At 61.8% G+C, this 26063-nt stretch carries 25 protein-coding genes; 13 read left to right on the forward strand and 12 right to left on the reverse strand.

Annotation, left to right across the window (positions count from 1 at the left end; genetic code table 11):
• Positions 1–275: 275 nt before the first annotated feature.
• Positions 276–1469: a GNAT family N-acetyltransferase gene (locus JQ641_RS34600; protein ID WP_212001115.1), complete on the reverse strand. Its 1194-nt coding sequence runs from the start codon at positions 1467–1469 to the stop codon at positions 276–278.
• Positions 1470–1634: 165 nt separating this feature from the next.
• Here JQ641_RS34600 and JQ641_RS34605 point away from each other — a divergent pair, with 165 nt between their 5' ends.
• Complete coding sequence (locus JQ641_RS34605) at positions 1635–2651, forward strand: polysaccharide deacetylase family protein (protein WP_212001126.1); 1017 nt, start codon at positions 1635–1637, stop codon at positions 2649–2651.
• 9 nt (positions 2652–2660) lie between these two features.
• Here the strand turns inward: JQ641_RS34605 and JQ641_RS34610 are convergent, their stop codons facing one another.
• Positions 2661–2867, reverse strand: a complete 207-nt coding sequence (locus JQ641_RS34610) for a DUF2842 domain-containing protein (RefSeq protein ID WP_192733494.1) — start codon at positions 2865–2867, stop codon at positions 2661–2663.
• Positions 2868–2974: 107 nt separating this feature from the next.
• On the opposite strand from JQ641_RS34610, the gene JQ641_RS34615 reads away from it, so the two are divergent.
• Together JQ641_RS34615 and JQ641_RS34620 are read left to right on the forward strand one after the other, a co-directional pair.
• Entirely contained in the window at positions 2975–4066 is a 1092-nt protein-coding gene (locus tag JQ641_RS34615; protein ID WP_212001133.1) for a COX15/CtaA family protein, read from the forward strand.
• Between the two features lie 119 nt (positions 4067–4185).
• Complete coding sequence (locus JQ641_RS34620; protein ID WP_212001134.1) at positions 4186–4998, forward strand: FTR1 family iron permease; 813 nt, start codon at positions 4186–4188, stop codon at positions 4996–4998.
• Positions 4999–5012: 14 nt separating this feature from the next.
• Here JQ641_RS34620 and nadC read toward each other — a convergent pair whose 3' ends face one another.
• The 8 genes from nadC to JQ641_RS34660 form a co-directional block, all read right to left on the reverse strand.
• A complete protein-coding gene (nadC, locus tag JQ641_RS34625; protein ID WP_212001136.1) occupies positions 5013–5882 on the reverse strand; it encodes a carboxylating nicotinate-nucleotide diphosphorylase in 870 nt (289 codons plus the stop codon).
• Positions 5879–7432 (reverse strand): L-aspartate oxidase, encoded by a 1554-nt coding sequence (locus JQ641_RS34630; protein ID WP_212001138.1) that lies wholly within the window; start codon positions 7430–7432, stop codon positions 5879–5881. The genes nadC and JQ641_RS34630 overlap by 4 nt, the downstream gene beginning before the upstream one ends.
• Positions 7429–8415, reverse strand: coding sequence for a quinolinate synthase NadA (nadA, locus tag JQ641_RS34635; protein WP_212001139.1), 987 nt, complete (start codon positions 8413–8415; stop codon positions 7429–7431). The genes JQ641_RS34630 and nadA overlap by 4 nt, the downstream gene beginning before the upstream one ends.
• Positions 8416–8469: 54 nt before the next feature.
• On the reverse strand, positions 8470–9426 hold the full coding sequence (locus JQ641_RS34640; protein WP_212001141.1) for an NUDIX hydrolase: 957 nt from the start codon (positions 9424–9426) through the stop codon (positions 8470–8472).
• Positions 9427–9457: 31 nt separating this feature from the next.
• A complete protein-coding gene (locus JQ641_RS34645) occupies positions 9458–9994 on the reverse strand; it encodes a hypothetical protein (RefSeq protein ID WP_212001143.1) in 537 nt (178 codons plus the stop codon).
• 247 nt (positions 9995–10241) lie between these two features.
• A complete protein-coding gene (locus tag JQ641_RS34650) occupies positions 10242–11522 on the reverse strand; it encodes an O-acetylhomoserine aminocarboxypropyltransferase (protein WP_192733486.1) in 1281 nt (426 codons plus the stop codon).
• Between the two features lie 234 nt (positions 11523–11756).
• Entirely contained in the window at positions 11757–12338 is a 582-nt protein-coding gene (locus tag JQ641_RS34655) for a CoA-binding protein (RefSeq protein WP_212001144.1), read from the reverse strand.
• A gap of 128 nt (positions 12339–12466) precedes the next feature.
• Positions 12467–13291: an enoyl-CoA hydratase gene (locus JQ641_RS34660; protein WP_212001146.1), complete on the reverse strand. Its 825-nt coding sequence runs from the start codon at positions 13289–13291 to the stop codon at positions 12467–12469.
• A gap of 95 nt (positions 13292–13386) precedes the next feature.
• Here JQ641_RS34660 and JQ641_RS34665 point away from each other — a divergent pair, with 95 nt between their 5' ends.
• The 6 genes from JQ641_RS34665 (at position 13387) to JQ641_RS34690 (ending at position 17156) form a co-directional block, all read left to right on the forward strand.
• The gene (locus JQ641_RS34665) at positions 13387–13815 is read left to right on the forward strand and encodes a PaaI family thioesterase (RefSeq protein WP_192733483.1); all 429 of its coding nucleotides are present in this window, start codon (positions 13387–13389) and stop codon (positions 13813–13815) included.
• 154 nt (positions 13816–13969) lie between these two features.
• The gene (gene rplM, locus JQ641_RS34670; protein ID WP_192733482.1) at positions 13970–14434 is read left to right on the forward strand and encodes a 50S ribosomal protein L13; all 465 of its coding nucleotides are present in this window, start codon (positions 13970–13972) and stop codon (positions 14432–14434) included.
• Position 14435: 1 nt separating this feature from the next.
• Positions 14436–14912: a 30S ribosomal protein S9 gene (rpsI, locus tag JQ641_RS34675; RefSeq protein WP_212001148.1), complete on the forward strand. Its 477-nt coding sequence runs from the start codon at positions 14436–14438 to the stop codon at positions 14910–14912.
• 237 nt (positions 14913–15149) lie between these two features.
• The gene (locus tag JQ641_RS34680; RefSeq protein WP_212001150.1) at positions 15150–16367 is read left to right on the forward strand and encodes a GGDEF domain-containing protein; all 1218 of its coding nucleotides are present in this window, start codon (positions 15150–15152) and stop codon (positions 16365–16367) included.
• A 149-nt stretch (positions 16368–16516) separates the two neighbouring features.
• Positions 16517–16753 (forward strand): hypothetical protein, encoded by a 237-nt coding sequence (locus JQ641_RS34685; protein WP_212001151.1) that lies wholly within the window; start codon positions 16517–16519, stop codon positions 16751–16753.
• A gap of 100 nt (positions 16754–16853) precedes the next feature.
• Positions 16854–17156: an antibiotic biosynthesis monooxygenase family protein gene (locus JQ641_RS34690; RefSeq protein ID WP_192733478.1), complete on the forward strand. Its 303-nt coding sequence runs from the start codon at positions 16854–16856 to the stop codon at positions 17154–17156.
• 100 nt (positions 17157–17256) lie between these two features.
• Here JQ641_RS34690 and JQ641_RS34695 read toward each other — a convergent pair whose 3' ends face one another.
• Positions 17257–18363, reverse strand: a complete 1107-nt coding sequence (locus JQ641_RS34695; RefSeq protein ID WP_212001153.1) for an AI-2E family transporter — start codon at positions 18361–18363, stop codon at positions 17257–17259.
• A gap of 277 nt (positions 18364–18640) precedes the next feature.
• Between JQ641_RS34695 and JQ641_RS34700 the strand changes: the two genes are divergently transcribed.
• The 4 genes from JQ641_RS34700 (at position 18641) to JQ641_RS34715 (ending at position 23101) form a co-directional block, all read left to right on the forward strand.
• Positions 18641–19339 carry a hypothetical protein gene (locus JQ641_RS34700; protein ID WP_212001155.1) on the forward strand — a complete coding sequence of 233 codons (699 nt, stop codon included), beginning with the start codon at positions 18641–18643 and terminating at the stop codon, positions 19337–19339.
• 238 nt (positions 19340–19577) lie between these two features.
• Complete coding sequence (locus JQ641_RS34705) at positions 19578–20348, forward strand: gamma-glutamyl-gamma-aminobutyrate hydrolase family protein (RefSeq protein WP_212001158.1); 771 nt, start codon at positions 19578–19580, stop codon at positions 20346–20348.
• Between the two features lie 57 nt (positions 20349–20405).
• Positions 20406–20570: a hypothetical protein gene (locus JQ641_RS34710; RefSeq protein WP_212001159.1), complete on the forward strand. Its 165-nt coding sequence runs from the start codon at positions 20406–20408 to the stop codon at positions 20568–20570.
• Between the two features lie 224 nt (positions 20571–20794).
• Positions 20795–23101 (forward strand): hybrid sensor histidine kinase/response regulator, encoded by a 2307-nt coding sequence (locus JQ641_RS34715; protein WP_249151106.1) that lies wholly within the window; start codon positions 20795–20797, stop codon positions 23099–23101.
• 23 nt (positions 23102–23124) lie between these two features.
• Here JQ641_RS34715 and JQ641_RS34720 read toward each other — a convergent pair whose 3' ends face one another.
• Positions 23125–25977 (reverse strand): P-loop NTPase fold protein, encoded by a 2853-nt coding sequence (locus JQ641_RS34720; RefSeq protein ID WP_212001160.1) that lies wholly within the window; start codon positions 25975–25977, stop codon positions 23125–23127.
• Positions 25978–26063: the final 86 nt, after the last annotated feature.

The raw sequence follows: 26063 nt of genomic DNA on the forward strand, positions 1-26063 counted from the left end.
CGAATCATTCGACTCACGGTTCCGCAAACAAAAAAACACGCCAGATCACATAGATTCACAGCCTCTGAGGTGCGAGCGCAGCGAGCCTCGAAGGATGAAGCGGCCACAGGCGGGGCCGTCGCCCTTCGAGGCGCGCAAGAGCGCGCACCTCAGGGTGACGGTTCGAGATAGCAGAGACGCCAATGATTGAATCGAGAAGCCGCGGCGTACTGGGTCCCCCGCCTTCGCGGGGGACGACGGCGGAATACAGCGGCGCGCTATTCGCGAGCCCAACCCTAGCTAAACGCATTGCGCAGCTTCTGCGCCATCTCCAGCAAGGCCGGATTATGCTTCACCATGCGCTTGGTGCGGTTCAGCCCCGACATCACGCCCGCGGCGAGCTTGCCGCGCTGGCTCAGCGGGATGAAACTGTCGAAGATCGGTTCGTCGTCCTTGCAGAACAGCCGCTTGTAATCGTCCGATCCGATGCCGAGATCGAAGGCGCGATAATCCTTACCGGCGAAGTGATCGATGATGTCGCGCATCAGGATCAGGCCGGGGCTGTACTTCGAATTGGCCGACATCGTGTAGGTGTTGAACATCATCGAGAAGCGATGGCCGTCGTCGACGCCGGTGAAGATCGCGATCACTTCCTCGTCGCATTCGAGCGCGTGGATGTCGATGACGCGGTTGCCGCCGGCCACTTGTGCCGCGCAGGCGCTGCGGATGAAATCCTCGATGCCGGGCTCGGCGAATACGTCAGGCAGTTTCTGCTCGGCCATCCGCAGCGGCTTGATGCGGAAGAACCAGTCGAGCAGCCGCGTGATGTCGGCGTCGGTGCTGGCGACGTAGTAGCGATAGCCGGGCAGGGCCTGCAGCTTGCGCGCCTTGCCCTTCAGGCGTTGGCGGAACGACTTGCTGATCAGCGTCGTAGGATCAGCACCACTCTCCATCTTCAGGAGCGGGCAGTCGTTGGCGGAGGGTTGATGCGGCAGCAGTGCGATCGGGTTCGGCAGATCGCGCCAGCGCAGGGGCTGTTGATGCAGCGCCAGCACGTCGGCCTCGGAACGTTGCGCGATGGCCGCGATCAGGCCTTCGATATCGGCCTGCGTTGCGGTCGCGGCAAAATCCCTGTCCCACAGCGCCATGTTGAAGGTCGAGTGCTTGCCGCCCATGAAGCTGGCGCAGCGTGCGCCGTAGACATGCCTGACCGCGAGCGGCAGCAGCATCAACGGCCGGCGCTCCGCGTCGTAGGCGATCACGATGAAGGGGACGAGGCCTTCGCGCGCGCCGACATTGCGCTGCCAGGCGCTGACGAAGTCGAAACGCTGAAAGGGCGTGGAGGATTGCTGCTGCGCTTTTTCCAGACTGCGCCAGATCGCCTCGGCGCCGGTCAGATCGCGGATGATCTCGATGTCTGCGATGCGCCCCGGCTTCGACCAGGTTTGCGTATCCGCCGTTCCGTTTTCAATCGCGGCAGCCATGGTCATCGCAGAACCTGTATAGGAAATTGTTTACAATTTTCGGCTTTGGCCGACCTTCGCAGGGAAATGTCAACAAAGAGTAATAACAATGCGGGCGCGGCGGAGCACCGCGCGACCGTATTTGGGGGCGGGACGTTGGGTCAGGGCGTCGGGATTTTGAAGCGGGCCCAAATGGAGCTCGCTTATTTCAGCGGCTACGCGCGGCTGAAGCAGCGCGGAAGCGGCGGCGCCGGTGTCGTGCTGCGGTTCGAACGCGTGCGCGCGCGGCAGCCGCGGCGGTTCCAGCCGCTCAAAGCAAACGAGATCACCCCGCAATTTCTCGACCGGATGATCCGGGCTTTGAAGCGCTGGAAGTATGACATCGTCTCGATGGACGAGGTATGCCGGCGCGCGGTCACGCTTCCGACGGCCAATCGGTTTGTCGCGCTGACGTTCGACGGCGGCTACAAGGACGTGATCACCGCAGCCTATCCGGTGCTGGCGAAGCACGCGGTTCCCTTCACCATCTACCTCCCGACCGCGTTTCCGGACGGGCTCGGCGAAGCGTGGTGGCTGGCGCTGGAGGAAATGATCGCGCGGGAAAACCGCATCAGCCTGGTGATCGATCGCAGGGAGCGGCACTTCACCATCCCAACCACGCCGGATAAATATGTGATCTACGAGTTTCTCTCGAGCTGGATGCGGACACTGTCGCCGCCGGATCTGTCATTCGCCATCAAAGATCTCTGCAAGCGCTATTCGGTTGATCTTGCGGGCCTGTCGCGTAGCGCGTCGATGGACTGGGACGATCTGACGACGCTCGCCGCCGACCCGAATGTGACGGTCGGCAGCGCCACGGTGAATTACCCGGCGCTGTCGAATCTGAAAGACGCCGACGCCCAGCGCGAGATGGTGATGGGCAAGGCGGTGGCGGAAGCCGCCTTCCACCGCACCATCAAACATTTCGCCTATCCGTTCGGCGATCGCGACGCCTTTCGCCGGGCGCACGTGGCGATGGCGCAGGAGCTGGGCCTCGCCAGCGCGGCAACCGTGTTGCCCGGCGTGGTCGCTTCGAAGGGGTATACCAATCTGCACGCGTTGCCGCGCGTCGCCTGGGACGGACGGCAGCGTTCGCTGCGCATGATGCGGGTGATGCTGTCGGGGGCGCTTCTCCCGAAGGTAAAGGCGAAACGGACCGATCAGGAGTGAGTGCAAAATTCAGGCGTCGGGCCGCGACATCCAGCTGATGATCGGCATCGCCGGCAGTACCCATCCAAGGCCCGCCACGACGTAGAAAATCGATTGCAACAGCCCCGAATTGGCCAGCCAAGGCGTCTGCGCGATGGTCATTCCGAGGAGCGACCAGACCACGACGAGCACCAGCAAAAAGATGGTTCCGACGAATTTGCGGGTACGGATTGTCATGGCGGATATGTGAAGCCTTTACGGAGCTTAGAGCCTGTTGCGCGCGGGAAGGGGCGGACTATAAGGGGCGCAGCAATTCAATCAAGCATGGGCATCGAACGGGTTCAATGACCGGTATTTCCACCAATGAGGGGCCGCCAAACCGCGCTGTCAGATGGTGGCTGTTTGCGGTCGCGGCCCTGATCGCGATCATGGTGCTGGTCGGCGGCGCCACGCGGCTCACGGAGTCCGGATTATCGATCGTCGAGTGGAAACCCGTCACCGGAACCTTGCCGCCGCTGACCGATGCGCAATGGGCGCAGGCGTTCGAGGGCTACAAGACCATTCCGCAATATCGCGAACTCAACGCCGGCATGAGTCTGGCTGAGTTCAAGACCATCTTCTGGTGGGAATGGAGCCACCGGCTGCTCGGGCGCGTGATCGGCGCGGTCTATCTGCTGCCGTTCCTGTTCTTCCTCTGGCGCGGCATGCTCGGCACCGAGCTGAAGCGGCGGTTGTGGGTGATCTTCGGCCTCGGCGCGCTGCAGGGCGCGGTCGGCTGGTGGATGGTCGCCTCGGGCCTCACGCACCGGATCGAGGTCTCGCAATATCGGCTGGCGACGCACCTGGTGCTGGCGCTGGTGATTTTTGCGGCGATCGTGTGGACACTATTGCGGCTAGCGGACCGGCCACAACCCGCCGCGTCGTCGCGACTGAAAATCACCGGCGTCGCGCTACTGGCGCTGACCTTCGTGCAGATCTATTTCGGCGCGCTGGTCGCGGGCCTGCGCGCGGGCAAGGTGTATAACACCTGGCCGCAGATCGACGGCGCCTTCATTCCATCGTCAGAGCGGCTGTTCTTCGAAGATCCGTGGTGGCGCAATCTGTTCGACAACACGCTCACGGTGCAGTTCGAGCATCGCATGACCGCCTATGCACTGCTGGCGCTGGCGGTGCTGCACGCGATCGATGCGGTCGCCTCGCGCGCCGGGACGGCCGTGGTGCGCGGCGCCTGGTGGCTGGTCGCCGCGATCGTCGTACAGGCGGTCCTCGGCATCCTCACGCTGCTGCATCAGGTGCCGATTGATCTGGCCTTGGCCCACCAGGCGGTCGCGATGGTCGTCCTGACGCTGGCGATTCTTCAGACCGAGCGGCTGGTCGCGCGCCGCGCGGAACCGGGCCGGGAAGGATTGGTTCAGCCGGTGGGGCAGCCCGGCTGAGAGGGAGAACTCTAAAACGATTCTAATCTATTGCCATGGCTTGACGCGCTTGTGTCGGGCGCCGCGCTTTACTTGAAATATCCGGACGATAAAACGAACCGGAAATCAGGGTTTCCATCATGTCCTCAGCATTCATCCAGGCCGCCGTCATTCTGCTCCGCGAGGGGCTTGAAGCCATGCTGGTGATCGCGGCGCTCGCGGGCTATCTGAGAAAGGTCGGCTCCGCACACCGCGTCGGCGCGCTGTATGGCGGTGCGCTGGCCGCGGTTGGCGCCAGCTTCATCGCCGCCTGGCTGTTTGCGGTGTTCAATTCCGGCGACCATAGCGACGTCCTCGAAGGCGTCATCATTCTGTTCGCCGCCGCCCTGATGCTCTACGTCAGCGGCTGGCTGATGGTGAAGCAGGATCCGCGCGGCTGGCAGGAATATCTGGCGCACAAGGCCGACAGCGCGCTGGCGCAGGACACGGTGTGGGCGATCGGCGCGCTGGCCTTCCTTGCCGTGTTCCGCGAGGGCGCCGAAACCGTGCTGTTCATCAACGCGCTGGCGAAGACCGAAGGTGGCTGGAGCGCAGGCCTGTTCGGCGGCCTTGCAGCGGCGGCGGTCGGGCTTGCCGTGCTGTTCTATTTCATCAACATGATCGCTCAGAAGATTCCGCTGCGGCCGCTGTTCGTCGTCACCTCGGCGTTCCTGTTCGCGATGGCGATCAAGTTCATCGGCGAGGCGGTGCAGGAATTCCAGGAGCAGGCGATCATCACGGTCACCGACTTCAAGGGCAGCGCGTTCTTCAGCGCGATCGGGCTCAATCCGAGCGTGGAGGCGCTGTCGATCCAGGCTCTGGTCATTCTGTTTACGTTCGCGACCTATTCGGTGTTCCAGCGCAATGCCCGCCTGATGCGCGAGGACAAGGCCGCGGCGCGTCCTGCCGAGTAATCCTCACCTAATTCTCAAGCGGCCTGCCGCTTGAGATCGAGATAGTCGAGCCCGATGTCGAGCGCGGCAGAGCTGTGCGTGATCCAGCCGGCCGAAATCAGGTCGACGCCGGTCGCTGCGATCGCCTTCGCGGTGGCGGCGGTGATGCGGCCGGATGCCTCGGTGATTGCCCTGCCGGCGGTCATGGCCACGGCCTGGCGGAGTTCGTCGTTCGACATGTTGTCGAGCAGCACCGCATCGACGCCGAGCGTTAGCACCTGTTCGAGCTGCGCCAACGTATCAACTTCGACCTCGATTTTGACGAGGTGTCCGGCATGCGCCTTCGCGCGCTCGATCGCAGTGCGGATATCGCCGGCCAGCGCGATGTGGTTGTCCTTGATCAGGATGGCGTCGTCGAGGCCGAAGCGGTGATTGCTGCCGCCGCCGGCGCGGACCGCATATTTTTCCAGCGCGCGCAGCCCCGGCGTCGTCTTGCGCGTGCAGACGATCTGAGCCTTGGTGCCTTTCGCGGCGGATACCAGCGAGGCGGTGGCCGTCGCAACGCCGCTGAGATGACACAGGAAGTTCAGCGCCGTCCGCTCGCCGGTCAGCAAACCGCGCGCCGGTCCTTCGATGGTCGCGATGACCTCGCCCGGCGCGACGACGCTGCCGTCGGGCCGCTCCGCACGAAGCGTGATCGCAGGCGACGCGAGCTGGAAAGCGCAGCGCGCGATGTCGAGGCCAGCCACGACGCCGGGCTGCCGCGCGCGCAGCACCAGCGCGGCCCGCTGGTCGGCAGGCACGATCGCATCCGCCGTGATGTCGCCGGCGCGACCGAGATCCTCGAGCAGGGCGGTGCGCACGATCGGCTCGTACATGATGGGCAACAGCGGATTGAGCGTCATGATTGTGCACTCCCCAGAGACAAGGCTTCGGATTCGGTGATCTCGCGCGCGGCTTCCAGCGCCTCGGAAAGCGAGAGCGATGACGGCGTGGCCGATGGCAGCGTGTCGGGATGATCCGTTCGATAATGCCCACCGCGGCTTTCCTCGCGCTGGTAGGCGGCCACGGCGATCATCAGCCCCACCAGCGCCGGATCGGATGCCGCGCTGTTGCCGTTCGCCATCGGATAGAGGCTGCGAACCAGCCGCCCGATGGCGTTGCGGTCCCGCAGCACGCCGAGGCCTTGCGACATCATCGGCCGTATCGACGATGGATCGGAAGCAGGCAGTGACGCAAGGGGCGTACTCGCCTTCGATGGTCCGCGGCTTGCCCTGCTGACGCTCGCCGCAACCCACTCGGCGCAGACGATGGCTTCCATCAGCGAATTGCTGGCAAGTCGGTTGGCGCCGTGCAGACCAGTGCGGGCGACCTCACCGCAAGCCCAGAGGCCGCTGACCGTGCTGCGGCCCTCGAGGTCAACGGCAATTCCGCCCATGTGGTAGTGCACCGCAGGCCGTACCGGTATCGGATCGGTCGCGGGATCGATCCCGGCCATCTTGCAGAACGCTGATATGACGGGATAACGCGCGGCAAAATCCTTGCCTGGATGTTTCCGTGCATCGAGGAACACCCGATGTCCTTCGGTACGGCGGCGCCAGACGGCGCGGGCGACGATGTCGCGGGGTGCGAGTTCGGCACCGGGCTCATCCGCCATGAAGCGCTCGCCGGTCTCGTCGATCAGGGTTGCGCCGTCACCTCTGATAGCCTCGGTGAGCAGCGGCATCGGCCGCGACGGTCCATCGAAGGCGGTCGGATGAAACTGGACAAACTCCAGATCCGACAGCTGCGCGCCCGCGCGCGCCGCCAGCGCAAGGCCCTGACCAAAACAGCCGGACGGGTTGGTGCTGTCGAGAAACAGCCCGCCAATGCCGCCGGTCGCGATCACAACGCGGCCGGTATCGATCACCAGCGGGCCGTGCGCGTTGACGGCGAGCACGCCCTTGACCGCGTTGTCCTCGACGATCAGCCGGCGCGCCTCGACCCCTTCGAGCAGTGTGATCGACGGGCAGAGGCGCACCGCCGCGATCAGCGCCCGCATGATCTCGCGGCCGGTGCCGTCGCCGGTCGCGTGAACGATCCGGTTGCGGCTGTGGGCGGCTTCAAGGCCGAGCCGCCAGCGTCCGTCCGGCCGGCGGTCGAAGGCGACGCCGAGTTGTGCGAGATGTTCGACCGCCGCCGGCGCCGCGTGGACGATCCGGCTTGCGGTGGTCTCATCGCAAAGGCCGGCACCGGCGGCGATGGTGTCGGCGAGATGCAGCGCAGGGTCGTCGTCCGCGCCCATCGCCGCGGCGAGCCCACCCTGCGCCCACAGGCTGGAGGCTTCCGCCCCCAGCGGCGCCTTCGACACCACCAGCACCGGCTCCGGCGCCAGTTGCAATGCCGTCATCAGTCCTGCGGCGCCGCCGCCGATGATCACGGGACGGTTGGCCAGCGCTGAAATATCCGTGCTCATATCGCCAGCATCCTCTCGACGGCGCGCCGCGCGGGGGCGGCGATCGCGGGATCGATCGTCACCTGGTGCTGATTGGTCTCCAGCGCATGGCGGATGTTCTTCAGCGTGATCCGCTTCATGTGCGGGCACAGATTGCACGGCCGGATGAATTCGACATCGGGATGCAGCACCGCGACGTTGTCGCTCATCGAGCATTCGGTCAGCAGCACGACGCGGGGCGGGCGCTGCTGCTCGACATAGCCGGACATTGCCGCCGTCGAGCCGGAGAAATCAGCCTCCGCCACCACCTCGGGCGGGCACTCCGGATGCGCCAGAACGGTGACGCCGGGGTGGTTCTCCCGGATCTGCCTGATGTCGTCGGGCGTAAAGAGCTCATGCACCTCGCAGTGGCCCTTCCACGCGATGATCTTCACGCCAGTCTGCTTGGCGATGTTCTGCGCCAGATATTCGTCCGGCAGCATGATGACGCGCTCGGCGCCCAGCGACTCCACGACCTTGAGCGCGTTTCCCGACGTGCAGCAGATGTCGGATTCCGCCTTCACAGCCGCCGACGTGTTGACGTAGGTGACGACGGGCGCGCCGGGATAGCGTTGCCGCATCAGGCGCACGTCTGCCGGGGTGATTGAATCCGCGAGCGAACAGCCGGCCGCAAGATCAGGGATCAGGACGATCTTCTGCGGATTGAGCAGCTTGGCCGTCTCGGCCATGAAGTGCACGCCGGCGAGCACGATGATATCGGCGTCGACCTTGGTGGCTTCGCGCGCCAGGAGGAGGCTGTCGCCGACGATGTCGGCGACGCCGTGGAAGATTTCGGGCGTCTGGTAGTTGTGCGCCAAGATGACTGCGTTGCGCTTGCGCTTGAGGTCGAGGATGGCGTCGACGTCGCCTGCGAATACAGCCCATTCGGGCGGCGGGATCACGCGTTTCACCCTCTCATAAAGCGGCGCGGTGCGGGCGAGGGCGTCGGCATTGAGGCTGGCCATTTATACTCTCCATGAGCATATCATGGCTTATACTTATCCTGAGCATAACCTAAGTCAAGTGCGGGAAAGCGGCAGCTTGGTTCCGGCGACGGCCCGTTCGGCCAGGACGGCGTGGCGGAAGCGGAACAGCTTGGCGGGGCGGCCGACCGTGTCGGCGGCGATTGCGCCAGTTTCCTCAACGAGTTGCTGTTGTTCCATCAGGCGGCGGAAGTTCTGCTTGTGGACCAGCCGTCCTGCAAGCGCTTCAACACTGCGTTGCAGTTGTAGCAGGGTGAATTCCGCCGGCATCAGTTCGAACACCACGGGACGGTATTTGATTTTGGCCCGCAGTCTTGCGATTCCGGTCGCGAGAATGCGGCGGTGATCGGCCGTCATCGGCCGGCCGGGCACCAGCGTGCCGGCGTTACCACTTTCGCGAACCGCTTCGGGAATTAGTGCGGCCTCAAACAGCAGCTCGTAACGTTGCAGCACGAGTTCTTCATTCCACTCGCGGTCTTCGAACCCGAAGGTGATCGCGGCACGCTGCCAGCGTTCGCGCTGCAACGCCGCCGAGGGCGCGGATTTCGCCCATGCGCGCAGTCGCGGCGTCAGCAGCTTCGCCAGCAGAGAAGGCGGCCCTTCCCGATGATCTTCCCATGGGAAATAATCATACCAGCCGGACCAATGCGCCGACGCCCCGTCCGCGACCTGATCCTCGCGGGTCAACCCGAGATAGCTGATCGAGACGGAGTGCGGTGATGGGCCATCGCCGGTCCGCCCGCGATCGGCAAACGTATAGAGCTGTTCGACATAGCCGAGCGGATGGCCGGTTTGCGCTTCGACCCACGCCCGCAAACCCGATTGCAGCGATCGGTGCTTGAATTCGAACGGCCCGCTCGGCAGCGCACCCGCATTGGCGATCGTCATGATCTTGGGTTGCCCGTCGGTCACCGCGACCAGCACGGCGACGAGGTCGGCGGTGATCGCGCGCGCGGAATCCGGTGTTTTAGTTTTTCGCGGTGGCCCTGCCACGTCCAAAAGTCCGTTTCTGTTGCAGTCGCGGCTAGCGATAGCCGTAGACGCCGCCGGCGTAAGGCAGGCGACTCCAGTAGGGCGTGTAGGGGCCGCCGTAATAGGGGCCATCATAGCTGTAGGAATGGCTGGTCCCATAGTAACCGGGCAGGGTGTTGGAGCCCGGCAGTAATGGCACACCGTACACACGCGGCGCATAGGGCACGACCCCGACCGGCGTGAACAGCACGTCGGGATCGGCTTCCTCGACCACCACCAATTGCCGGCCGCGGCGCACATATAGAGGCGCCGTCGCGGGGGCGACCGTGGTGCGGTAATTGTAGTGCGCGCGGGGCAGGCCCGGCGGCAATTGTCTTGTGGCGCGAACCGCTGCGCGCTTGCCGGCGGCGAGGTTATTGGCGCGCTTCGCCACGGCTGGGCTTTTGGCGGATGTGGTCGCGGCCGGGCTGTCGGCAGGCTTTGCTGTTGCGGTGCCATCGGTGGCCTTGGCGGCACCGGGGCCCTCGTCCGCGGCAGCAGTTCCGATCGAGAAAATAGCGACCAGAAATGGCGTCATCCAGCGCAGCATCGTTTGCTCCGAATCATCAAGGGCGGCTCAGCGCCACTTTATGCCGGAATGACCGTTAATGAGAGGCTTGTGATTTCAGGCCAAATGGCCGGCTGGGACGGGGCGGATGCTCTCCCTGGTGTCATCACCCGCGAAAGCGGGTGACCCAGTATTCCAGAGACGTCAGTGAAAGAACCGAGAAGCCGCTGCGTACTGCGTACCCCGCTTTCGCGGGGTACGACGACGGGTTGCTTGGCGGCCGGTCGCCTTACGCCGTCAGCGCCTGCTCCAGATCGGCGATCAGATCTTCCTTGTCCTCGATGCCGATCGACAGCCGGACCACGTCGGGGGCGGCGCCTGACTTCACCTTGGCGGCGTCGTCGAGCTGGCTGTGGGTGGTCGAGGCGGGGTGGATCACCAGCGAGCGGGTGTCGCCGACATTGGCCAGATGCGAGAACAGTTTCAGGTTCGACACCAGGTTGACGCCGGCGTCATAACCGTCCTTGAGGCTGAAGGTGAACACCGCGCCGGCACCCTTCGGTGCATATTTGCGCGCGAGGTTGTTGTACCTGTCGCTGGCGAGGCCCGCATAGTTCACCGCGGCGACCTTGGGATGGCCGGCGAGAAATTCCGCGACGGCCTTGGCGTTCTCGCAATGCTTCTGCATGCGCAGCGGCAGCGTCTCGATGCCGGTCAGGATCATGAAGGCGTTGAACGGCGACAGCGCCGGGCCGAGGTCGCGCAGGCCGAGCACGCGGCAGGCGATCGCGAAGGCGAAATTGCCAAAAGTCTCCTGCAGCTTGATGCCGTGATATTCGGGGCGCGGCTCACTCAGCATCGGATATTTGTTGTCCTTCGACCAGTCGAAGGTGCCGGCATCGACGATGATGCCGCCGAGCGAATTGCCGTGGCCGCCCAGAAATTTCGTCAGCGAATGCACGACGATGTCGGCGCCGTGGTCGATCGGGCGGATCAGATAGGGGGTAGCAAGCGTGTTGTCGACGATCAATGGCACGCCGGCCTTGCGGGCGACGGCGGCGATCGCCTCGATGTCGGTGATGCTGCCGGAGGGATTGGCGATCGACTCGATGAAGATCGCCTTGGTGTGCGGCGTCACCGCGCGTTCGAAACTTGCGATGTCATCTGAATCCGCCCATGCCACGTTCCAGCCAAAGCTCTTGAAGGCATGGGTGAACTGGTTGATCGATCCGCCATAGAGTTTGCGCGCGGCAATGATCTCGTCGCCGGGCATCAGCAATTGCTGGAATACGACCACCTGGGCGGCGTGTCCGGACGCAACCGCAAGCGCGGCGGTGCCGCCTTCGAGTGCGGCAACGCGTTCTTCCAGCACCGCGTTGGTCGGATTACCGATGCGGGTATAGATGTTGCCGAAGGCCTGGAGGCCGAACAGGGACGCAGCGTGATCGGCGTCGTTGAAAACGAAAGACGTGGTTTGATAGATCGGTGTCGCCCGCGCGCCGGTGGTCGGATCAGGCTGCGCGCCCGCATGCACGGCAAGGGTCGAAAATCCCGGGTGGCGATCGGTCATTCTATGCATCCTGTTTTTGGTTCGTCGAAAATGCGCGGCATGCTGATCGCAAGCCGCGTCCGCCGTCAAGGCGACCGTTTCACATATCGGGGATTAGGAACGGACGTGCTTCATGATGCCACGTTTGCGAAACAATCGTTTCGCATATGCGTTACGACAGAGCCTTGTCGGCTCTGCTTTTATGTTTTGACACGTTTTCCTGGCGCGAACCGGTACCTACTTCGCTTGAAAACGCTATGGCTCGCTCTTGTTTTTCGCGGCGCGGTCGGATGCCGCGGTTTCACCGCCGCCGACGCTCATCCGGTTCAGCGACAGCCGCATGCCCTGCGTCGGGATCGGCGCACGTTTCGAGCTGAGCGTTCGCGAATTGACACCCATCCAGGAAATCTCCGATGACAGCCTTCCGTATTCGATCTTGGGGCAGCGGTTCATCACGACCTTGACGCCGGCGGCTTCGGCTTTTTCCGCCGCAGCGTCGTCACGCGCGCCGAGCTGCATCCAGATTACCTTCGGCAGCGGCGACAATTTCAGGGCCTCATCGACAACGGGCATGATGTGGCTGGAGTTGCGGAAAATGTCGATCATGTCGATCGGGCGGTCGATATCCGCAAGCTGCGCGACAAAGGGTTTGCCGAGCAGGCTTTTGCCGACATGGCCGGGATTGACCGGGATCATGTCGTAGCCGCGCTGTGCCAGGTATTTGAACGCGAAGTAGCTCGGTCGCACGTTGACCGGCGAGGCGCCAACCATCGCGATCGATTTCACGCTGTTGAGGATCGCGCGGATGTAGTTGTCGTCGTAGGCGTCGTGGTTCATTTACACAATTCCCAATTCCTCGTGGTGAGGAGCGCGTCTTCGCGCGTCTCGAACCATGAGGCCACAGTCGGGCCTCGTCCTTCGAGACGCGGCGAAGACGCCGCTCCTCAGGATGAGGAGATGCAATCTTATTTATCCTGCCACTTCGGCTCGCGTTTCTCGATGAAGGCGCCGATGCCTTCTTCGGCGTCGCGCGCCATCATGTTTTCCGTCATCACCTCTGCGGCATAGCGATAGGCGTCGGCAAGGTTCATTTCGATCTGGCGGTAGAAAGCTTCCTTGCCGAGCTTAATGGTGTAGGCGGATTTGAGCGCGACCTTCTGCGCGAGTGCAATCGCCGCATCGCGTTCGGTGCCTGATGGAACCACGCGGTTGACGAGGCCGAGGCTTTGCGCCGTCGTGGCGTCCACTGGCTCACCCGTGAGCAGCATTTCCATCGCCTGCTTGCGCGGCACGTTGCGCGACAAAGCCACCATCGGCGTCGAACAGAACAGCCCGATATCGACGCCGGGCGTAGCAAAACTCGCGGCTTCGGAAGCGACCGCCAGATCGCAGCTCGCGACCAGTTGACAGCCGGCCGCGGTGGCGACGCCCTGAACGGCGGCGACCACGGGCTTGGGCAGTTGTACGATCGCCTGCATCATCGCGCTGCAGGCGTTCATGATCTCTGCGAAATAGGCGCGGCCGCGATCGGCATCGCTGCGGCGCGCGGTCAATTCCTTCATGTCGTGACCGGCCGAAAACGCCGGGCCGTTGGCGGCGATGACAAGCGCGCGTACGTTCTTGTCGTCGTGAATGTCCTTCAGCGCCGCATGCAGTTCCGCAATCAGACCTTCCGAGAGGCTGTTGCGCGCCGCCGGCCGGTTCAGGGTAAGTACAGCGATACTGCCGACTTTCTCGCGCAGCAGGATCGGCGATTGAGCGGCGGGCGCGCGGGCGGTCTGGGGCGACATCTCAGAAATTTCCACTAAGTGGTTGCTTGGGTTTTGTTTGGGCTTTGATGACAACTTAATGTAACAGGCGATCTGAAGCGAGGGCAGGGGTCAGCATGGCGGCAGCGAAAATGAGCGTGGCTGAACTGGAGAAGTTCCTCCACGACGAATTCCCGCAAGCCTTCAAAGGCGGCGATATCACCATCGAAAGCGCCGATGGCGAGACCTGCCTGCTGCGCCAGCGCTATAACGAGAACATGCTGCGCCCGGGCGGCACGGTGTCGGGCCCGACCCTGATGGCGATGGCCGATTTCGCGATGTATGTGGTGCTGCTGTCGGCGATCGGACCGGTTGGGCTTGCCGTGACCACCAATCTCAACATCAATTTCCTGCGCAAGGGCCAGCCCGGACAGGACGTGCTGGCCGCAGCGCGGTTGTTGAAGCTCGGCAAGCGGCTGGCGGTGGGGGAGGTCAATCTGCTGTCGGGCACGTCGCCCGATCCGATCGCGCACGTGACGTCGACCTATTCCATTCCAAACAAATAGGCATTTATACGGTAATATAACACCATATTTATAAGTCACTGTTTTTGCTATTGTAATTACCATCATTTGGCATTGACGCGCCGCGCGCGGTTCTCTAGAAACCGCGCAGTTCGGCGCAGCCTGCGCCGCAGTCCCCTTTCACGGATTTCCTCACATGAAAACCTTTTCGGCTAAGCCCGCCGAGGTGACGAAGAAGTGGGTGCTGATCGACGCCAAAGGTCTGGTGGTCGGACGGCTCGCTACCCTGGTCGCCATGCGTTTGCGCGGCAAACACCTGCCTACCTACACGCCCCACGTCGATTGCGGCGATCACGTCGTCATCATCAATGCGGCGCATGTCGTTCTGACCGGTCGCAAGCGCGAACAGAAGGTCTACTACAAGCACACCGGCTTCATCGGTGGCATCAAGGAACGCACCGCGAAGTCGATCCTCGAGGGTCGCTTCCCCGAGCGCGTCGTCGAGAAGGCCATCGAGCGCATGATCCCCCGCGGTCCGCTCGGCCGCGTGCAGATGGGCAATCTGCGCGTTTACGCCGGCGCCGAACATCCGCATGAAGCCCAGCAGCCCGAGACGGTTGATATCGCTTCGATGAACCGCAAGAACATGAGGGCCGCATAAGATGTCCGATACCATGCAGTCGCTCGACCAGTTGTCGTCGCTGAAGACGGCTTCGCCCGACGCGCCGAAATACGTCAAGAAGGTCGACAAGTACGGCCGCGCTTATGCCACCGGCAAGCGCAAGGACGCGGTCGCCCGCGTCTGGATCAAGCCGGGCGCCGGCAAGATCGTGGTCAACACCCGCGAAGTCGAAGTCTATTTCGCGCGTCCCGTTCTGCGCATGCTGATCCAGCAGCCGCTGGTCGCAGCTGCCCGTGCCGGCCAGTACGACGTCATCTGCACGGTCGCCGGCGGCGGTCTGTCGGGCCAGGCGGGTGCCGTGCGTCACGGCATCTCCAAGGCGCTGACCTGCTTCGAGCCGGATCTGCGCGGCGTGTTGAAGAAGGGCGGCTTCCTGACCCGCGACTCCCGTACCGTGGAGCGCAAGAAGTACGGCCGCGCCAAGGCGCGCAAGTCGTTCCAGTTCTCGAAGCGCTAATTGCTTCGCTAAAATTTGCAGCGATTGCTGCATTCAAAAACGAAGAAAAAGGGCGCTTTTCAGCGCCCTTTTTGTTGTGAGTTTAGAGATGAATTAACGCAGATTTTCGCGAAAACTTTCGTGCGCGTACACACGAAATTGGAACCCGAGCGGCCTAGCGTGCCAGGACTGCGGGGGCGCAGCATCACATTTCCAAATACGCTCCCAGCATTGCATCACACTTTTACGGTGGGGCTCATGTCGTTCGATACGTCCACGCTATATCTGTTCGCAACCATGGTTGCGGGCATGCTTGGGGCCATGCTCATTTTCTTCGGCAAGCAGGAAAATGTCCCGGCGTTGAAGTGGTGGGGCACGGCCTATCTGCTCGGTGCGGCCTCGGTCGCGATCTGGACCGTCGGCGGCGCCGCACTTGGCGGACCGCTGACGCTGGCGTTGAACGCGGTCGGCTTCATCGCCTGCGGCATGGTCTGGAATGCCGCGCGCGTCTTCCTCGGCCGCGCACCCAACCTGCCGGGGCTGGTGCTCGGCGCGATCGTCTGGGTCGGTGTATCCGTAGGCTTGCCGTGGCTGGATCCGGCGATGCGCCTGACCGCCGGTGCGGCCATCGTTGCGATCTACGCGGCGCTGACGGCCTCGGAATTGTGGAGCGAGCGGCGGCGCAGCATGCAGAAGCGCTGGCCGACCGTTGTGGTGCCTGTCATGCATGGCTGCGTGCTGATGCTGCCGATCCTGCTCGGTGATCTCTTGCGTCCGCATGACGAAACCTTCTACAGCAGCATCTGGGTGACGGCGTTTTCGATCGAGCTCGTGCTCTATGCGATCGGCACCGTGTTCGTGATCTTCATGCTGGTGTCGGATCGTGCCGTGACCGTGCACAAGACGGCCGCGTCGATCGATCCCTTGAGCGGCATGTTCAACCGCCGTGGCTTTGCCGAAGCCTGTGCGCGGGTGATCGAACGCGAGGCCACGGCCGGCCGGCCGGTGACGGTGATGATCTTCGACATCGACCATTTCAAGGGCATCAACGACCGTTTCGGCCATCCGGCGGGCGATGAAATCCTGAAGCTGTTTGCCACCGTCGTGGTCAACAATCTGCGCATCAGCGATCTGTCGGGCCGCATCGGCGGCGAAGAGTTCGCCGCGCTGTTGCCGTGCGCGCTGGAAGAGGGCGTGCTGGTGGCCGAGCGCGTGCGTGAAGCGTTCGAGGCGTCCGGAATCGTGTGCGAGGAAGGCGCTGTCGATACCACCGTCAGCATCGGTGTGGCCGGCGGGCCGGCGGGCACCGAGCTCGAAGTGCTGCTGGCGGCGGCCGACACCGCGCTCTATCAGGCCAAGCGCAGCGGCCGCAATCGCGTCGAGGCCGCCGAAGAGCTGCCGCTGTCGCTGGAGCATTGGCGGCGCAAGACCGCGGGCCTTCCGGCCCCGGTCCGCGCGCAGGCTGCCGCGACCTAGGGCTGATCGGTTCTGATTTGATCAGAACCGAAGACTCTTGCTTTGACGCGTTTTCTTGAACGCGAAACCGGTAGCCGCATCGCTGAAACGCGCTGCAGGATAACGCGGCGGTAACCTCGCGTTTACCATTCCATCCATATTATTTACTTATGGAATCGATAGGCTCGCGAAACCCCCAGGCTGCCCTGATGTCGCTCGAAGCGGCCGCAGTTTCCGCCCGTGGCGGCTTCGCCTGCATGTTCTCCAGCTCGGAAGAATTCGAGACGGCGCTCATCACCGAGCGCCGGGCGCAGGGCCGCTACGATCAGCGCAGAACGCGCTGGCCTGCCATTCTGTTCATCGGTTGCGCGATGATGGTCGTGGGCGCAGTGCTGCTGTTCAATTGAGGCCGACTTTCGGGATGCTGATGCCGGGCGCCGCAAGGCGCCTTTTTCTTTTCGGCGCCTTCAGCTAGAGACGGTTAGTCCCAGCAGAAGGCCTTCATCAATGATCACCGAAATCGCACAGATCGACGTCAAACCCGGCACCGAGAAGGATTTTGAAGCCGCGGTGGCCAAGGCGCGTCCGCTGTTCCTGCGCGCCAAGGGCGGCAAGGGGTTTGAACTGCACAAGTCGATCGAGAAGCCGCAGCGCTATCGCCTGATGGCGCAATGGGAAACGCTGGAGAATCACACCGTCGATTTCCGCGGCTCGGAAGATTTTACGGCATGGCGCGGCCTGGTCGGGCAGTACTTCGCGGCACCCCCCGAGGTCGAGCACACCGAGACGGTGCTGACGTCGGCGGGCTAAAGCGTTTTCCAGCGAAGTGGACACCGGTTCGCGTCAAGAAAACGCGTCAAATCAAGAATCTAGAGCTCCGTTCCGATTCCATCGGAACAGGGCTCTAGGTTTACGCCACCGTCGGTTCTGCCTTGAAATGGTCGATCATCACCTTGGCGATCGCCATCAAGGGCAGGGCAAGCGCGAGGCCCCAGATGCCGAACACGACGCCGAGCAGGATCTGGAACGCGAACAGGGTGGCGGGCGGAATATCCAGCGCCTGGCGCTGGATGATCGGCGTCAGCACGTAGCTTTCCAGCGCGTGCACGCCGAGGAACAGGATGAACGCGCTGAGCGCCGCGACCCATCCGGAGGCGAGGCTCGCCAGCACCACGATCAGCCCGCCGAGGATCGCGCCGACGGTCGGAATGAAGGCGAGCAGGCCGGCCTGGATACCCAGAATGAACGAGCTGGGGATGCCGATGATGGCAAGCCCGACCCAGGTCACAAAGAACACCGCGGCCATGGTGATGATCTGCGCGATCAGCCAGCGCTCCAGCGTCCAGCCGATGCGGTCGATGATGATGGTGGCACGGGCGCGGTGCCTGGCCGGGGCCATGAACAACAGCCCGTTGCGGTAAACGCTCGGTTGCACGGCGAAGGCGAGGCCCAGAAACAGCACGATAAAGAAGTTTCCGACCGCGCTCACGGTGCCCAGGATCAGCTTCAGGCTCTGGCTGAAAATGGCGCCGCCGCTGGATGCGATGGTGCTGGCGCTGGGAAGGCTATGCGGCGTTGTTGGCGCCGCCGGCGCAGACGCATCCGAAGCCGCATTGAGGCTGCCGAAGTCGAAAAAGCTGGTATCGACCCCATTCCTGTCCAGGAAGGCTTTGAGGTCGACCAACTGCGACTTGATCGTGTCGCTCAACACCTTGGTCTGTTGCGCGATGGTGGCGCCTCCGAGAAAAAGAATACCCGACAGGAGCCCGGCCAACACCAGACCCACGACGGTTAGCCGCAGCGAATGGGGAAGTTTGACGACACGGCCGAGCATATTGGCCATCGCGGTGAGGGCGACGCCTAGCAGCACGCCGGCAAAGATCAGGAACAGCGTTGCGGCGAAATACCAGGTGAACAGCAAGAGTGCCGTGAACAGCACGACACCGATGCCTCCGACCGAGATCGCCCACGCCAGATCGTTGCGGGCCAAAAGACGACCGTCAGCCGGACCAGTCACGTTGATTCCTTCCTGCAGAACATCCTGCGCCAGTCTTTCGCGAAAATTCGCCCGGGATCAAGCGGCGAGGCGCGCGCCGGTTTGACGCTACCATGCCCGGTGTGCCAAGCGGTGCAGGCAAACTAAAGCGTTTTCCAGCGAAAGCCTGTCCCGCACTTGATGCGGGATGGACGCCGGTTCGCGTCAAGAAAGCGCGTCAAATCAAGAATCTGGAGCTCCGTTCCGATTCCATCGGAACGGAAAAGGCTCCAGCGACGGGCGCTTCGGCGAGGATGAGATGAATTTCAAATGGTTGGGGCCGGTTGTGCTGCTGGCGGCGATCTATGTCGGTGACCAGATCAGGATCAACCGTCCCGGCCACAAATATCGCTTGATCGTTGAAGTCGAGACCCCCGATGGACGCAAATCGGCGAGCGGAGTTTTGGCGGTCCATCCGTATCGCGGCTACAGCGGTATCGGCCCAACCCGAACCGTGGGCGATGCCGTCTACGTCGACCTCGGCGGCGGCAAGAATCTGGTCGCGCTGCTGGCGCATATCGACAAGAACCTCGAACTCGAGGGCATCAATTATGTAGCCTTGCGCGCCTATACGGCCGCCGCCGGCGGCAAGCGCGTGTCGTTCAATGAAATGAACCGCCAGACAGGCGTCGTGCCGGTAACGGGCGCGCTGATCCCGGTGCTCGTGACCTTTTCCGATCCCGCCAACCCCGGAACCGCGCGCAACGTGCAACCCGACGAAGCGGAGGCGGTGCTGGGGAAGGGCTATCGCCTCCACGGGATATCAGCCGAGGCGGTGCCGAACGGATTCTGGCCGCTTGATTTCGGCGGCGTGCTGGGCGAGCCGGTGACCCGTGCCATTCAGGCGAAACTGCCGTGGCTGAACGGCGCCGACAATTCCGCCGCGACCGCGCTTCGGGCGGCCGGTCTACCCGGCGTCGAGGCCGTTGACGCCAGAGAAGCCTTTACCCGGAAGTAGCTGCACCCGGACGTAGCGGCCTTGCCGCGCGTTCGGCGGCTCCAGAAGCCAAAACGCGTGGTAGCGCCTGTTTCTGACGCCGGGCTTGCCGGCCCGGCCTGGGATTCGCGCGGAGCTGTAAAGCAGAAGTGGGCAGCATATCATGTTGATCCGGCACGATCTCGCAGGCATGATCGGCCAACATCATGGCTCAACCTAGAAGATCCTTGCGCAGGACGATGAAAGCAGAAATTTGGCGATGAGACGGCCCGTGGTCGGTGTGATCGGGAACGCCCATCGCATCGAAAATCGTTTCACGACCCAGGCGGTCGGAGAGCGCAATCTCCGCGCTGTAGCCGACGTGTCGGGCGCGCTGCCGCTGATGTTTGCTGGATCGCCCGAGATTACCGATATCGGCGCCTTGCTCGAAGCCGTCGATGGGGTGGTGCTGACGGGCGCCCGTGCCAATGTCCATCCGACCCGCTTCAAGACCGAGCCGCATGAGAGGCACGAGCCCTACGATATTCACCGCGACGACGTCGCCCTTGCACTGGCGGAGGCCTGCGTCGCCCGCGGCGTGCCGATCTTCGGCATCTGCCGCGGCTTGCAGGAAATGAACGTCGCCTTTGGCGGCTCGCTGCACCCGGAGATTCGCGAAATCCCCGGCCGCATGAATCACCGCATGCCGCGGCTGGAGAACGGCGAAATCCATCCCGATCCCCTGGTGATCTTTGCCGACCGGCACGACGTCCATCTCACCCGGGACGGCGCTTTTGCAAAGCTGCTCGGCTGCGAAACCATTCGCGTGAACTCGCTGCATGGGCAAGGCATTCTCGATCCCGGCGAGCGCGTCGTCATCGAGGGCGTGGCGGAAGACGGCACCATCGAGGCGATCCGGATTGCCGATGCACCGAGCTTTGCGCTCGGCGTGCAATGGCATGCGGAGTACGACCCGCAGCGCAATCCGATCAACCGTGCGCTGTTTGAGGCGTTCGGCGAGGCGCTCAAAGCGCATCAGCGGGCGAGCTAGCTGGCGGTTTAGAACGAACAGGAGGCCAACTTCTTTTTCAGCGCCGAGACCCAGCAGATGCTGGTCGAAATGTTTGCACACCGCTCGTTTCATGCGCAGGTGAAGGAGAAGGGCGAGCACATCCCGCTGGCGAATCTGAAATTGCTAAAGGCCGATCCCGCCGCCGTGCAAGCCCAAAGCGAGGAGATCAAGGCGCGCTACGCCAGGATATTCGGGGTATAATTTGATTCGAAATATCCATTCTCCGGGGTGCTGTCCGTAATTCTACGGAACCGAAAACGCGGGAGCGCGGCCCAGAACTCGGCTATGCATTGGGGTAGCTGAGGGCGCCGAACAACCGGCGCAAGGCGCCGGACCCGCATTCATACTCACACCATTGTCGTTATCATTTCCTGGGCGGTTTCTCTGGCGGTTTTCTTAGTGATTTTATTGGGCAGTTGGTCGTCATGACTTTATGGAGCCGCCTTGCGTTCGCGATGGTGTTCCTGGTCGTGGGCACCATTTGCGCACTTGCTGTGTTCGGTGATGGTTTCGGCCGCGCGACGCTGGTCGTCGGGGCGATCGCGATTTTGCTCGCGCTGGTGCTTGCGGCCGCCATCGCGGGCTCGTTGTCCCGACAGCTGACCCAAATGACCCGGGCGGTCGAAGGCCTGTCGCGCGGCAAACCGGTTGCGATGCCGGCCGAAGGTAGCCGGGAGATGGCTCCGCTATCAGCGGCTTTCGCCGAATTGTCGGACCATCTCGGCGCCAGGCCAAACCTGCTGGAAAACACGGTCGAAAGCATCCGCGATTGCGTTGTCGTGGCCGACGAGAACGCGGTGGTCGTCGTTGCCAACGGCGCGGCCCGCCAGCTGCTGGGTGTGGACCGCGGCTTCGACAGCCTGACGGGGGTAAGAAAATTCGCCTGTTTCCTTTCGGACGGCACCACGCCGCTGCCGATCCCGGATTCGCCGCTGGCGCGGGCGCTGCGCGGCGAACATGTCGATGATTTCGAGCTCATGGTGCAGCCCGAAGGGTCCTGCGCAAAAGCCCACATCGTCGCCAACGCCCGGCCGTTGCGCGACGAACGCGGCAGGCTTTGCGGGGCGGTGACCGTGCTCCGCGACGTCACCGAACAAAAGCGCGCCCTGCAGGCCCTGGTCGACAGCGAACAGATGGCGCAGACCATCGTGAGCACCGCGCTCGACGCTTTCGTCCAGACCGACGAAAACGGCTTCGTTCTCGAATGGAGTCCGCAGGCCGAAGCCTTGACCGGGTGGACGCGGGCGGAGACGGTTGGTGTGAAGCTGGTCGAGCTGGTGTTTCCCGAACACCTTCGCGCGGCGCACCGGCAGCGGATCGCCAAATTCCTGCGTGAGACCGCCGGTGGCGCCATGGGCATGCGCTATGAGGCGCCGGCGCTGCACCGGGACGGTCACGAATTTTTCGTCGAAGTGTCGCTCACGGCGCTGCGCCGCGGCGACGGTTACATCATCAACGCCTTTGTCAGGGACATTACCCAGCGGCGCCTCGCCGAGGAGCGGCTGATTCAGGCGCAAAAGATGGATACGGTCGGGCAATTGACCGGCGGCATTGCCCATGACTTCAACAACATGCTTACGGTGATCACAGGCACGATCGAAATTCTGGCCGATGGCGTCAAGGACGTTCCGCACCTCGCGTCGATCACCAAACTGATCAGCGACGCCGCCGACCGCGGTGCAAATCTCACCGCCAGCCTGCTGGCGTTCGCCCGCAAGCAGCCGTTGCAGCCGGCCGAGATCGACGTCAATGATCTTGTTCACGAGGCCGTTCGGTTGCTCGCGCCAACCGTCGGCAAGGATATCGAAATCGAGGCCGCCTTGAGCGACGACGCGTGGCCGGCATTCGTCGATCGTAGCCAACTCTCCTCCGCGGTCGTCAATCTCGCCATCAATGCCCGGGATGCCATGGCAGATGGCGGAAAGCTGACCATTGCGACCGGCAATATCACTTTGGGCGTGCCGGAGGCCGTGGCCCGCGGCGTCGAACGCGCCGGCGATTATGTCGTGGTCGAAGTGAGCGACACCGGCACCGGGATTCCGCAGCCCATTCTCGACAAGATATTTGAACCGTTCTTTTCCACCAAGGAGGTCGGCCAGGGTACAGGGCTCGGACTCAGCATGGTGTTTGGTTTCGCCAAGCAGTCGGGCGGAAGCGTCGACGTGCGCAGCGAGGAGGGAAGCGGCACGACGTTCACGATCTATCTGCCCAAAGCCGACTCCAGCGCGCTTCAACCGTCGACGCAAGACGAGGATTCGCCGGTGCAGGGCGGCAGCGAAACGCTCCTGTGCGTCGAGGACGACCGCAAGATCCGCGACTATGTGACGATGCAGCTCGAGAGCCTCGGCTACAAGGTGATCGTGGCCTCGAATGCCGACGAGGCCCTCGCCATCGTCAATCGGGGCGCCGTGTTCGATCTGCTGTTCACCGACGTCGTGATGCCCGGCAGCATGAACGGCAGGCAACTGGCCGAAACGCTGATGGCCCGCCGGCCGTCGCTGCGGGTGCTCTTCACCTCCGGCTACAGCGACGGCGCGCTGCCGCTGAAAAACCGCGCAGGCCACGGGATTCCGCTTTTGACCAAGCCTTACCGGCGCGCGGAGCTGGCGCGAACGTTGCGCCGTTGTCTTGATATTGCGGTCGATTCGGCCGGCGATCCGATACCGACGCCTTATTCCGTGCAGCCGGAGCTCGAGCGTTTCCTGCGCAAGTATCCGCCGAAGGAGGGGTAGCGGTAGTTTAGAGCCTAGGCCCGTTATGAAACCTCCTCCACGATTCGTTTAACTTTTTCTGCGTCGGGCATACGAAGTTTGTCGCCGGTAGCTACATTTCGGTTTGACGAGGTTGCTAGAAATTGGGAGGCGAGTTCTCGTGCCAACGTGCTCGGATGCCACTCGATATCTAGTTTGGTCAGCAAGAGGCGAGCTAACTGATATCGAAATAGAAAGGCACGGATGGACCTCGGACCGATATTGTCGCGCAACTGAATGCTGTCATCAGTCAGAACGGCAGAAACCGCCTTTACCTCGTCTTCCTCAAGTACACGGGGAGTTTGTTTCCTTCCTAGTGAGGCTTTCGCAGCGGCTCTGATAGGTAGCAAATTCTGCAGATCGCGTAATACCTCGTCCACTTTCGAAAGTGTGGGCTCCGCCTTACGAACAAACCCGGCCTGTTTGAGTCTTTGATCGGCAATTTCTTCGTCTGTCGTATCTCGAAATACAGTTTTTGCTGGACCGTCCTTGTAGAAGGCTATTTCACCTCGGCGCATCACCGGAATATGCGTTGGCTCGCTTCCGGAGGGCATCTTCGAAGCGGGCTTGTCGTTCATTCGAGCCTGAAGGATGTTTTTCTCTTCATCCAATTCGTGGATGTGCTCCTCAATCCGGCGACGGCGGCCGGAAAATGTTTCAACTAGGTCTTTGACATCGGATTTTGTTAGCTTGGGCAACCTGATACTCGCTGTAAATAGCTTCTCACAGTTTTCTCGCATAAGGCGATCGGCGCTAAATGACGTTTGAAGCAGTTCCGCCCGCTCCGTATCCGTGAGCGCGCCGTATTTCTCAAAGATTGCATGCTTTAGGATTTCCTCCTCAAGCAGCATTGTTACTTGGACTCGACGACTGATTTCAGGATCCTCAATTAGAAGCTTGATCGATTCCATTACGGAAAGAAGATGCTCTGGCTTGCACCGGTCGAGATCGTCAACCACTAGAACTATCCGCCGAGGAGAAGACCCGCCTATTCTAATCCAGTGAATGGCCGCGGTAGCAACCAGAACCAGGAACACTTCGAAGGCAAAAGCTCCCCAGAAATTCCAAGTGAAAAATAATTTCAAAGTAAAATGCACGCTTATCGCTTCAAGCGATTCTAATCCAGTCAATCGCAACCATGTGCCGGTGAGCAGGATTGCGGTGATGATCCAATAACCGGTAATCAAAAAGGGACTGATGGGCTCTTTCGGTAACCATCCGATAAGAAGTGCCCGAAGGTCAAAACCGATGGTTGCCTGAAGCCCCAATTTCTCGGTGTGTCTCGTTGCCGTTAGATACTCTTTTGACAACCGCGCGTTCGTTTTCCGAACACCGCGCGCTACGCTCCAAAGCCAGAATCCCCCAGTGATGCCGAAAGCCAAGTAGATCGCATTCAACAAATGGCCGGCAAATCCAATCAAGCTGAATAGCGGTACTATGCCTAAGGCAAACAGGGCGTATCCCTTCAGCAATCCGTCGCCGCGATGTTTTGCAATGGCAGTACGAATTATGTTTGGAACAGCGGTGTACCAAGGTCGTTCAAAAGCCTCCTTCGCAAATGTTTCATAGAGATGGACCCAGACCTCTGGTGCGGTTGGGTATCGCCACGCGCTGAAATGGATTGTGTGATACCCTGCATTCAGTTCGACCAGTGCTCGTTTCATTCGTTGCATCAGGAACGTCTTGCCGCGACCCCAATGCCCGTACACCGCGAAACAGAACTCTCCATCGTCAGCGCGGGAGAATAGTTGAGCTAGGGCGTCGGCATAATCGTCGACGTTAAGACAGAGTTCGTCGTCGTTTGCTTGTCGGGAAATGTTTAAGGCTCCTCCAGTCGCAGGAGCAGTTCGTTTTCCGGCATCACCCACCAAGTTGTTTAGCGCGCGTTGCCAATGCTCAGTTGGCTCCTTTCCCCAATAAAGGGTAAGGTGATCGTTCAAGACTTTGCGGATGATTTGTGGATCGAATATTGTCGTTTCCAGCGCTGGTTCGTTACGGCTCGGAAAATCAACAAAATATGTGAGCAGCGCCGCGAGAAGATGTCGGGCGGCTACAGATTCTCCGTCAGAGACTTCATCGCTGAGGCGCTTCGCCCAATTCAGAACCAAGACCAGCTCGGTCGACGGTGCGATTTGCGCGCTTTCATCGGCCTGCGGCAATCCACCAAGATATTTGTGCAATAGGTTGTCAACGTATTGATGGTCGATTTTTAATGCCGTAGCGAGTGCAACGGGCAACGATTCTTCGTAGCGTTTTTCCAGAGGATCTGTGCCGCGTTCGAGCATACACAGAAATACACTTAGTGGTTGGACGCCATCTCGAACGCCCCGATCGGCATAACCGGATACTACGTCAAACGCTCGTCCCAGAATCAGCAGAACTGAATCGCTGAGGCCATAGTTACGAGAAAAGAGTTCAAAGGCGTCGGCTTCGTTGCCTTGCATTCTTATGCGGGTAGGTGTCAGTCCGCCGTCTAGAGTTGCAAAGTCGTCACTGCTGGGTTGAGCCAACGCGAGTTCTTGATGGGTTTTGTAGATCGCGAGCAGTCGCGCTAGATAGGCGTTGCTGTCAGGAGGCGTCTCAGAGAATCCAATGCTCTTTCGATAGGCATTACATTCCTCGATCAAGCTAGTCAGGTCGTATGATCGGCCTTGTTCGGACGATCGCTGCAATAGGTCATTTGTGTTCGAAATCTCATCCAAAAGTTCTGAATGCGGCATTCTCCTCAAGTCGCGGCTCAAGCGCTCCAACAACTCGGCCGCGGTCTCATTTCGGAGGTCGCTTGGATATTCTTTCATCATCCGACGCCGCCAGTCGGCGGTTTCGTCAAGCTCCATCACCAGGTCATCTAGCATCATCTAACGTTCCGTCGCAAAAGAGACGACCCCGAAAAGCCCGACACATAGTTGTTGACGTTCGAGAGATCCTAAGGCGTTTGTATAAC

The sequence above is a fragment of the Bradyrhizobium sp. JYMT SZCCT0180 genome, from assembly GCF_018130165.1.
In the GTDB taxonomy this organism is placed as follows: Bacteria; Pseudomonadota; Alphaproteobacteria; order Rhizobiales; family Xanthobacteraceae; genus Bradyrhizobium.

What these genes read in the sequence shown, in the direction of transcription:
- JQ641_RS34720 (WP_212001160.1), bottom strand. Translation starts at nt 25,977, where the DNA reads ATGATGCTAGATGACCTGGTGATGGAGCTTGACGAAACCGCCGACTGG.
- JQ641_RS34710 (WP_212001159.1), top strand. Translation starts at nt 20,406, where the DNA reads ATGCTGGTCGAAATGTTTGCACACCGCTCGTTTCATGCGCAGGTGAAG.
- rplM (WP_192733482.1), top strand. Translation starts at nt 13,970, where the DNA reads ATGAAAACCTTTTCGGCTAAGCCCGCCGAGGTGACGAAGAAGTGGGTG.
- JQ641_RS34700 (WP_212001155.1), top strand. Translation starts at nt 18,641, where the DNA reads ATGAATTTCAAATGGTTGGGGCCGGTTGTGCTGCTGGCGGCGATCTAT.
- JQ641_RS34620 (WP_212001134.1), top strand. Translation starts at nt 4,186, where the DNA reads ATGTCCTCAGCATTCATCCAGGCCGCCGTCATTCTGCTCCGCGAGGGG.
- JQ641_RS34705 (WP_212001158.1), top strand. Translation starts at nt 19,578, where the DNA reads ATGAGACGGCCCGTGGTCGGTGTGATCGGGAACGCCCATCGCATCGAA.
- nadC (WP_212001136.1), bottom strand. Translation starts at nt 5,882, where the DNA reads ATGACGCTCAATCCGCTGTTGCCCATCATGTACGAGCCGATCGTGCGC.
- JQ641_RS34660 (WP_212001146.1), bottom strand. Translation starts at nt 13,291, where the DNA reads ATGTCGCCCCAGACCGCCCGCGCGCCCGCCGCTCAATCGCCGATCCTG.
- JQ641_RS34665 (WP_192733483.1), top strand. Translation starts at nt 13,387, where the DNA reads ATGGCGGCAGCGAAAATGAGCGTGGCTGAACTGGAGAAGTTCCTCCAC.
- JQ641_RS34610 (WP_192733494.1), bottom strand. Translation starts at nt 2,867, where the DNA reads ATGACAATCCGTACCCGCAAATTCGTCGGAACCATCTTTTTGCTGGTG.
- JQ641_RS34605 (WP_212001126.1), top strand. Translation starts at nt 1,635, where the DNA reads ATGGAGCTCGCTTATTTCAGCGGCTACGCGCGGCTGAAGCAGCGCGGA.
- rpsI (WP_212001148.1), top strand. Translation starts at nt 14,436, where the DNA reads ATGTCCGATACCATGCAGTCGCTCGACCAGTTGTCGTCGCTGAAGACG.
- JQ641_RS34685 (WP_212001151.1), top strand. Translation starts at nt 16,517, where the DNA reads ATGGAATCGATAGGCTCGCGAAACCCCCAGGCTGCCCTGATGTCGCTC.
- JQ641_RS34615 (WP_212001133.1), top strand. Translation starts at nt 2,975, where the DNA reads ATGACCGGTATTTCCACCAATGAGGGGCCGCCAAACCGCGCTGTCAGA.
- JQ641_RS34690 (WP_192733478.1), top strand. Translation starts at nt 16,854, where the DNA reads ATGATCACCGAAATCGCACAGATCGACGTCAAACCCGGCACCGAGAAG.
- JQ641_RS34715 (WP_249151106.1), top strand. Translation starts at nt 20,795, where the DNA reads ATGACTTTATGGAGCCGCCTTGCGTTCGCGATGGTGTTCCTGGTCGTG.
- JQ641_RS34680 (WP_212001150.1), top strand. Translation starts at nt 15,150, where the DNA reads ATGTCGTTCGATACGTCCACGCTATATCTGTTCGCAACCATGGTTGCG.
- JQ641_RS34630 (WP_212001138.1), bottom strand. Translation starts at nt 7,432, where the DNA reads ATGAGCACGGATATTTCAGCGCTGGCCAACCGTCCCGTGATCATCGGC.
- JQ641_RS34650 (WP_192733486.1), bottom strand. Translation starts at nt 11,522, where the DNA reads ATGACCGATCGCCACCCGGGATTTTCGACCCTTGCCGTGCATGCGGGC.
- JQ641_RS34645 (WP_212001143.1), bottom strand. Translation starts at nt 9,994, where the DNA reads ATGCTGCGCTGGATGACGCCATTTCTGGTCGCTATTTTCTCGATCGGA.
- nadA (WP_212001139.1), bottom strand. Translation starts at nt 8,415, where the DNA reads ATGGCCAGCCTCAATGCCGACGCCCTCGCCCGCACCGCGCCGCTTTAT.
- JQ641_RS34600 (WP_212001115.1), bottom strand. Translation starts at nt 1,469, where the DNA reads ATGACCATGGCTGCCGCGATTGAAAACGGAACGGCGGATACGCAAACC.
- JQ641_RS34655 (WP_212001144.1), bottom strand. Translation starts at nt 12,338, where the DNA reads ATGAACCACGACGCCTACGACGACAACTACATCCGCGCGATCCTCAAC.